We start from the raw sequence: 8,323 nt of genomic DNA, 5'->3' as shown, positions 1-8,323 counted from the left end.
CCCAAGCTGTCGAGATCGGTTGCCGACCATGACCTCGGCACCGCCCGCAGGGATCTGAGCTCGTCGATGCGGTCCCTGATCGTCATCATGACGTTCTTCACGGTGGTGCTGGTGACGATCCCCACGCCCGTCACGATCGCCCTGGTGCCCACGGTGAATCTGGACGAGGCCCGGCTGATTGCCGGCCCCTTGATCGCATTGTCGCTGAGCCTGGTGCCGGTGAGCGTGCTGCTGCTGATTCAGCGCACGTTCTACGCCTTCGAGGACGGCAGGAATCCATTCCTGTTCGCCGTGCTGCAGAATGTCGCGCAGGTGGTGGTTCTGATGGTGTCCATCGTCGTCTTCCCGGCAAGGTACTGGGCGGTTCTGGTGGCCGCGGCGGTCACGATATCGTATTCGCTGACTGTTCCCGTCATTTTCGTGATGCTCCGCCGGCGATTCGACGGCTCGCTGGATGGCCGCCGCATTGTGCTGCTCAGCTGCAAGGCCCTTATTGCGGGCTGCGTCGCCTTCGCCGCCAGTATGGGGGCACAGTGGCTGCTGGAATTGGCGCTGCCATTCGACAACCCGGACCTCGGCAAGGCCCAGCGCTGGGTGCATTCGCTGGTGGTGTGCGTGGCGGTGACGCTGGTGGCCGCCGGCGTATATGCGCTGATGCTCTGGGTTTTGAAAACGCAGGAGTTCATCGCGCTTGTTCACCAGGTGATGAGCCGCCTCAGCACCCGATTCCGCCGCGGAGGCGCGAAAGCCCGACCCATGCAGGGCGACCAGGACGACCAGGACGGCCGGCATGTCCGGCGCATCGACACGGGCACACCGGCCGGTAGAATACCAGCAGCACATGAGCCGTCAGGCTCGGCTCGCCAAAATAGGGAAGAACAACAATGACAACGCCGCATCCAGGTGATACGCTGATCGATCGATATGAACTCATCGAGGCCCTGCGTCAGGAACCGGGCCTCGCCGTATGGCGAGTCAATGATCATGTGCTCGCCCGCGAATGCCAGCTGTTCATCATCACCAACCCTTCGGCGGCCGTCACCGCCAATGCGGTGGCCTCCGCACTGGTGTTGTCCAAGGACGTGCGATTCACCCCTGTGCTGCAAATGCATTCCGTCGACGACGTATCGGTGCTGGTCACGGGCTTGGATGAGGGCGTGTCGCTCAGTGACTATCTGGAAGGTCCCTCACGCGATACGCTCAGCATCGACGCGATGCGCGTCATTCTCGGCGAAACCGCGCTGGCGCTGAAAACCCTGCTGTCGCAGGGATTGAGCGACCGGGCGATCACAACCGACGTCATTCGACTCAGCCCGGACCATATCCGCATCGCCGACGCCCCGGTGAGCAAGGCGCTCCGAGGACCGCTTACGCAAACCGACATCGCCCACGACACCGACGAGACACTGGCCGTGCGCCAGCTGGCCGGCGTGCTGTACGCAATGCTGACGAGAACCCCCTACAGCGCCGGTCAGCGGTACGACAGGGACCGCATAGTCGCCGTCGCCAACAAGCCCCACGAGTTCTGGATCATCTGCCAGCGTGGATTGGGATTCGCCACGTCAAGCGGCGATCCGGCGATGCCGATACGCACCCTTGACGAGTTCATCGCCCTGTTGGGGTATTGGAAGCCCATGGCCGGTCTCACCGATGGCGATATCATCTGGCCGGAGGCCACCGGCCCGGCTTCCATCCACCGCACGCAGATTCGTGCGGTGGATCCCGAGGAGCTGCTGGAGCTGCCGGAATTCCTGATCGCGGATGCGAAAAGCAAGGACGACAAGGCGTCGCATGCGGATGGCAGCAACGGCAATCAGCTGCCCGACTGGGACGCCAACCAACTGCTGTTCCCCGGCCCATCCGAAGTCGAGATGGTGAAACCGGCGAACGGCAACGGCAGCAATCTCCTGGCCGCGTTACATGACGCCCCCATCCCCGTGGCGGTCCCACACCCGACCGTACCGGTTAATGTCTTGCAAATTCGCAATCTTTCAACTGGTGGTTCATCGGGCCAGCGATCCGATCACACACCAGTCGCGCCCGAAACCGCTTCTGCAGCGCATGATGAAGCCGAATCATTGGCAGACCAGCCGTCTTCCGTGACGTCCAACACTCTGCACACAACCGGCATGACCGAAGCGAACGAGGAACCGCTCAACTCGGAGTCATATCGGCAGGGGGACGATTCGAGGATCGCTGGCATTCAGCCGGACGCTCGTGTGCAAAGCACTCTGGCGCGGCAGGAGTCGCAACCCTCCGTGCTTCACGTTGATGTAGCCCCCCCGAGCTTCGCACCTCAGGAACCCAACGACCCCGATGCGCAATTGTCCGACGAGGTGTCGTCATATCGAGATCCCGTCGAAGCCGTCGACCACGAGGAATCCACATTACTTAACAGTTCGAATTCGGTACTGTTCGGCAAATTCACCACACGGACCATAACCATCACCCTTGGCAGCATCTTCTTGGTTGTGGCCTTGGTACTGGCCATGACCAATCTGCTGGATATTCACAAAGGATTCGGCTTCACCGATTCAAGTGCCAGCCAATGGCCAACCGACATGTCCAACGTGCGGTTCCCTGGCGCCCAGACCAATGCCAGCAGCTCAAGCAGCTCAAGCCCGGCCTCGACGTCGTCAGGCGCCGCCTCCGACGCCGCCACGAGTTCCGCCGCAAGCACGTCTCCGGACTCCTCAACAGCCAGCTCCCCAACGAAAACGGTTGACCACACGGATCGCGAGGTAGGCAGCGTACCGACGCCGCAGCAGATCATCAGAAACACCACCGCATACCAGATCGCCAAGCAAACATTCCTGAACCATCCCAATAAGCTCGATGGCTACGGATGGTACGTTCACCTCAAAGACCCCCAGAATGTCTGGAAGATCGATTTCCAGATTCGCCAGACATCGGGATCAGGCATGGTGTACGTGAATTCCACGCAGCAAAACCCCAATAACGGCGAGCCAGTCGGGACCTTCCAAATCGATGGCGAAGGCAAAGCGAGCGTGGAATTGACGCAGCCCGTGAACACGCAGGATATTGTGGTCTGGTTTCCGACGCAACAAATGCCGCAGGAGAAGCGACTGTCCTTCAACGGAATATCCGTGTACTGATCACTGGTGGTATCAGCGAAGCAAGGCACGGCCAACTCGGTACAGGCCCGCACCAGCCAATAGGGTTCTGGCGACAAGAACAGCTCCTGCCGCCAGAACCCTGACTGTACCGGTTGTCTGTGTATTTGCGGTCCTGAAGTGTCTGCGAAAACAACTCCAAGACCGCAAAGCAACAGCCCTAAGCGGTGCGCTCGTCCAACGCACGACGCATGCGGTCAAGGCATTCGTTCAGCAACGGACGAGGCATGGCGAAATTCAAGCGTACGCAACCGGCACCGACCTCTCCGCATCCCAAGCCATCGGTAAGCGCCACGTGGGCGTGATCGAGGAAGAACTGCGCGGGATCCTTCAATCCGATCCTGTTGAAATCCAGCCAGGCGATATACGTACCCTCAGGACTCACATAGTCAACGTCGGGGAAATCCTCGCGCATGCGCTGATCCATCAACCTGGCGTTATCCGCAACATAGGCCAGCACCTGATCAAACCAGGGACCACCCTCGGTATATGCGGCGGTGGTCGCGATGGCACCGATGGTGGCCGTCTGATGTTCTGACCATATCGCCCGCTTGTTCCATACTTCAACATCGTCGGGATTGGTCAGGATCACCTGCGCGCATTTGGTGCCGGGAATATTGAAGGCTTTCGATGCGGACGTTGCGCTGAATGCCTGACGCGCGGCCAGAGGGCTTATCGACGCATACGGAATATGACGATGGCTGTCAAACACGAACGGGGCGTGGATTTCGTCGGCGAACACACGCGCATCATAACGGTCCGCCAAATCGATGATCCGCTGCAATTCCTCGGCGGTAAGCACCTTGCCGATGGGATTATGCGGGTTGCACAGCACAAGCGCGCGGCATCCGTTCGCAAAGCACCGCTCAATCGCCGGGAAGTCAAACTGCCATGAATGCTGCTCACGCAGCATCGGCACCTCAACCACCTCAACGCCATACAGGTCAGGCACACTTAAAAAGGGCATATACGCCGGAGTCGGCACCAGCACGGAATGCCCCTCGCCAACAATATCGCGCAGGAAGAACTCATAGGCCTCCAGCACGTCCGGAACCGTGTGGATGCATTGCGGATCAACATTCCAACCAAAACGGGCATGCTGCCACGCGGCGCACGACACGGCGACGTTATGCTTCCACGAATCGGGGATATATCCCAGTGAACATTGCGTGGTGGCGCGTTCAATGGCGTCCTGGACTGCCGGAGCCAGGCCAAAATCCATCTCGGCAATGAAGGCGCCGATACATCCCGGGTAACGACTCCACTTATCACTGCCGCTTGCCGCCAAGGTTTCGGCGTCCAATGAATCGATATGCTCTCGGTCGAAACCGATGATGTCCTTAATGTAATCCATGAGGCCCATTATCCCCGAACGGCATGAAGCGCACAATGCCATAGCCTATCCAGATTCGTTGAGCGGTATCGACGATTCGTGGAACACGACATATCGCCGTAATCCCATAGGCTGACGGCGGAAACCTCAGACGGGTAACAGCATGGCCTTTGCCGCCAAACGAACGGCATTGCGCAATACAGTCAGAGAGTCCCGATCGTCATTGCGCCGCGACACGAACTCCACGCGGCGAAACGCCTGATCATCATCGATCGGAAAGAGCTCAAGATCCGGATGGATGTAACCAAGCGTCGCCAACCGCGGCACAATTGACACACCAAGTCCCATTTCAACCAGATTCTGCGTGGCACCCCAATCCTCCGTCGAATGACTGATCTGCGGAGCGAAACCGGCATTGCCGGCCAAACGCAGCAAATTTGCCTGGCACATTGTGCATCCGGCAATCCAGTGACGATCCCTGAGCTGGGCCAACGACACAGGACTTCGGTCATCACCACGATCACTCACCAACGCATCACCATGACGAACCATCAGCAGCAATTGGTCTCGTCCAAGCTGCTCCACCGACAATTCGTCCCCCACCGCGCTTGATGAGGTTAGACTGTCATATCCAAAAATCAACGCACAGTCAGCTCGGCCTGCAAGCAGCGACGCAATCGACTCCTGCGGCTCGGACTGGCCCAAACTGATTTCCACGTTACTGTGCCGGCCTACTTGCACCACAGCCCGGGAGGCAATCGTCGAACAGATCGAAGGAGGCGCCAGCAACTGCACATGAGTGGCCAATCCTCCGTGAAACTCCTTGATCTCATGCTCGGCCTGCAACACACGATTGGTGATCAGCTCGCCGTAGCGCGACAGCATCGACCCCAGTCGGGTAAGTTTCACGCCATGCGAGGTGCGACGCACCAGAGCCGCCCCGCATTCCTTTTCCAGCTCCGTGATCTGGCGGCTGATCGACGGCTGCGACCATCCCGTTTTGCGAGCCACAGCCGAAAATGACCCTTCACGTTCAATCGCACGCAAGGTCATCAAAGCTCGGGGATCCAGCATACGCCACCTCACCATCCTGCATCCTGCACATCCATCACAAGCCGATACGTTGACCACCACACGGCCATGAGATCGATACTCGTCATTGTATTCCGCTCATGATAACCAAACCGCCTCGGCCTGCCACCCGCCAATACGCCATCACTTCCGTTCGCCATAAGCACGAGACAAATCATTGTTTCACGTGAAACATTTCGTAAGCTAGAGGTATGAGCGAACAGTCACGTGAGAATGTCATCATCATTGGGTCGGGACCAGCCGGCCATACGGCGGCGACCTATCTGGCCCGCGCGGGGTACCATCCGTTGGTCATCGCCGGTGCACTGACACCCGGCGGCCAGTTGATGAATACCACAGAAGTGGAAAATTACCCCGGGTTCCCCGAAGGCATCCTTGGTCCTGATCTGATGGGTCGAATGAAGCAACAGGCGGAACGCTTTGGCGCGCGCTACATCGACGATGACGTTGAGTCACTGACATACCGCGGCCCTCTTGACGCCTCACCGGCCCCAAACCAATCGACGACATCCGGCAACGCCGCATCCTATCCTTGTGAGGTGATCTGCGCCGGTGGAGACCATTTTCTTGCCCGCGCGGCGATTATCACCGTGGGATCAGCCGTACGCAAGCTCGGCGTCCCCGGCGAGCAGGAATTCTCAGGCAATGGCGTCTCCTATTGTGCCACTTGTGACGGTTTTTTCTTCAAGGACAAGCCGATCGTAGTGGTCGGCGGCGGCGACTCAGCTATGGAGGAGGCCCAGTTCCTGACGCGATACGGTTCATCAGTGACGCTGATTCACCGTCGCGACTCCTTCCGGGCCTCGCGGATTATGGTGGATCGCGTCATGGCCGATCCAAAGATCACCGTTCTAACCAATACCGTGGTGACGACAATCCTTGGCGAATCTGCAGCCGCATCGTCAGGCAACTTCAACATCCCCGGTTTAGGCGGTACGAAATCGTCAATGACGTTGGGAGGGATCGCCTCGAAACTCACGCTCGGCGGCCAGGCACAACCAGTTGCTCGACATGTCAATTCAATCACAGTGCGCAATACGATCACCGGCGAAGAAACCTCACTCCCCGCTCGCGGAGTTTTCATCGCCATTGGGCACACCCCGGCAACCGACTGCATTGACCCTGCTGTAAAGCGCGACCGTGACGGCTATATCATAACCAGCGGCGCCTCCACGCGCACCAACATCCCCGGAATCTTTGCAGCCGGCGATTGCGTCGACAGGGTGTATCGACAGGCTATCTCAGCCGCCGGTATGGGCTGCCGCGCAGCTCTGGACACACAGGCGTTCCTGACGGGGGAAGACGCATAACAGAGTAGGGCGCGGCGCACAGCAGAGTCACGCACGGTCCAGCACATATACAGTCAATAGATATGGCCGTATCGCGAACGTTCGCGATACGGCCATATTGCAATCGACACAAGATGTACGGACACGCGTTCGAATATGTCGTATCCCCCAACACCCGATGCCATGTTGATTGCTATCCGCCGTCACACCCAGCCATCGGAGGCATCGGCGTTCGACGGGTTCAACAACGACAGGATGCGATCCATGTCCTCAGGCGACGAGAAGGTGATCTCGATCCGGCCGTGCTTCTTGGTGCCAGTAATCGCCACCTTGGTTTCAAAACGGTTTTCCAACCCCTGCTGGATCGCAGACCCCTCCCATACATTGGCACGACGTTTGGCAGGAGCCTTGGTTTTCTCCTTGTCGTGCGTGGTCATCATCGCCACGATCTCTTCCGTGGATCGCACGGAAAGACCCTCTCCAATAATGCGAAGGGCGAGTTTATCCATATCCTCGACGGAGTTCAATGCGAGCAACGCGCGCGCATGTCCTGCCGACAGCACACCTGAAGCCACTTTCTTTTGCACGCTTGGAGGCAATTGCAGTAGACGGAGGGTATTGGCAATTTGCGGGCGCGACTTGGACACCGACTGCGACAGCTGCTGCTGCGTCAGACCAAACTCCTTGATCATCTGCTGATAGGCAGCGGCTTCTTCCAAAGGATTCAAAGCCACTCGATGCAAGTTTTCCAACAAAGCATCACGCAGCATATCGTCATCAGCAGTGGTTTTGACAATGGCTGGGATAGTGGCCAGCCCCGCCATCTGGGAAGCGCGCCAACGCCGCTCACCCATGATGATCTCATACGGTGCCTGTGATGACTGAGATTGAAGCTTCGATGTTTCACGTGAAACATCTCGCTGCTGATCAGCCGGTCGACGCCTCACCACAATGGGTTGCAAAACACCGACTTCTTTAATGGACTCGGACAGTTCAAGCAGCTCATCCTCATCAAAGATGGTTCGCGGCTGGTGAGCATTCGGTCTGATATCGGTCACCTGGAGCTCGGCAAGATATCCTCCTGCAACAGGTCGCAAATCATCTTCCTTGCCAGCCTGATCCGCCTTCGCTTCGGCCGCTGTCCCAGAATTGGGGACCACCGGCTCCACAAGCCTGTCGGATGTTTCACGTGAAACATCCGCTGGATCGGATTTCCGAACTCCATGCCCTGCACCATAATTTTCCGTATGACCACCGACGATAATATCGTCGATGACACTCGGCGTGCCAGCGGAATCCGCACCAAAGAACATATCACTCGGATGGGTGAGATCACCGAGCGACGGTACCGACGCTCGTTTTCGGCTGGCTGCATGATTCGACGTCCGTTTGGCTGCAGTTCCATGCCGGACACCATCCTGCGCCTTTTGCTTGACTTGTTTCGGCTTGGAGGGAACGACATCGCCTACGGCATG

Annotated in this window: 6 protein-coding genes; 3 read left to right on the top strand and 3 right to left on the bottom strand. The window is 58.3% G+C overall.

Features of this window, described 5'->3' with window-relative positions:
• On the top strand, positions 1 to 888 hold an 888-nt coding region (locus tag B2994_RS02990), incomplete at its 5' end, for a lipid II flippase MurJ (RefSeq protein ID WP_291526902.1).
• Positions 885 to 3,116, top strand: coding sequence for a hypothetical protein (locus B2994_RS02985; RefSeq protein WP_291526901.1), 2,232 nt, complete (start codon positions 885 to 887; stop codon positions 3,114 to 3,116). The genes B2994_RS02990 and B2994_RS02985, both read left to right, overlap by 4 nt.
• Positions 3,117 to 3,294: 178 nt before the next feature.
• Here the strand turns inward: B2994_RS02985 and B2994_RS02980 are convergent, their stop codons facing one another.
• Together B2994_RS02980 and B2994_RS02975 are read right to left on the bottom strand one after the other, a co-directional pair.
• The gene (locus B2994_RS02980) at positions 3,295 to 4,488 is read right to left on the bottom strand and encodes a MalY/PatB family protein (RefSeq protein ID WP_291526900.1); all 1,194 of its coding nucleotides are present in this window, start codon (positions 4,486 to 4,488) and stop codon (positions 3,295 to 3,297) included.
• Positions 4,489 to 4,614: 126 nt separating this feature from the next.
• Positions 4,615 to 5,520 carry a LysR family transcriptional regulator gene (locus B2994_RS02975; protein ID WP_291526928.1) on the bottom strand — a complete coding sequence of 302 codons (906 nt, stop codon included), beginning with the start codon at positions 5,518 to 5,520 and terminating at the stop codon, positions 4,615 to 4,617.
• Between the two features lie 230 nt (positions 5,521 to 5,750).
• Here B2994_RS02975 and B2994_RS02970 point away from each other — a divergent pair, with 230 nt between their 5' ends.
• Positions 5,751 to 6,869 (top strand): NAD(P)/FAD-dependent oxidoreductase, encoded by a 1,119-nt coding sequence (locus B2994_RS02970; RefSeq protein WP_291526899.1) that lies wholly within the window; start codon positions 5,751 to 5,753, stop codon positions 6,867 to 6,869.
• Between the two features lie 182 nt (positions 6,870 to 7,051).
• Here B2994_RS02970 and B2994_RS02965 read toward each other — a convergent pair.
• On the bottom strand, positions 7,052 to 8,323 hold a 1,272-nt coding region (locus B2994_RS02965; protein ID WP_291526898.1), incomplete at its 5' end, for a ParB/RepB/Spo0J family partition protein.

The organism is Bifidobacterium sp. UBA744 (assembly GCA_002298605.1).
In the GTDB taxonomy this organism is placed as follows: domain Bacteria; phylum Actinomycetota; class Actinomycetes; order Actinomycetales; family Bifidobacteriaceae; genus Bifidobacterium.
Note: the sequence above shows the minus strand (reverse complement) of the source record. Positions and strands in the feature narration are given on the sequence as shown.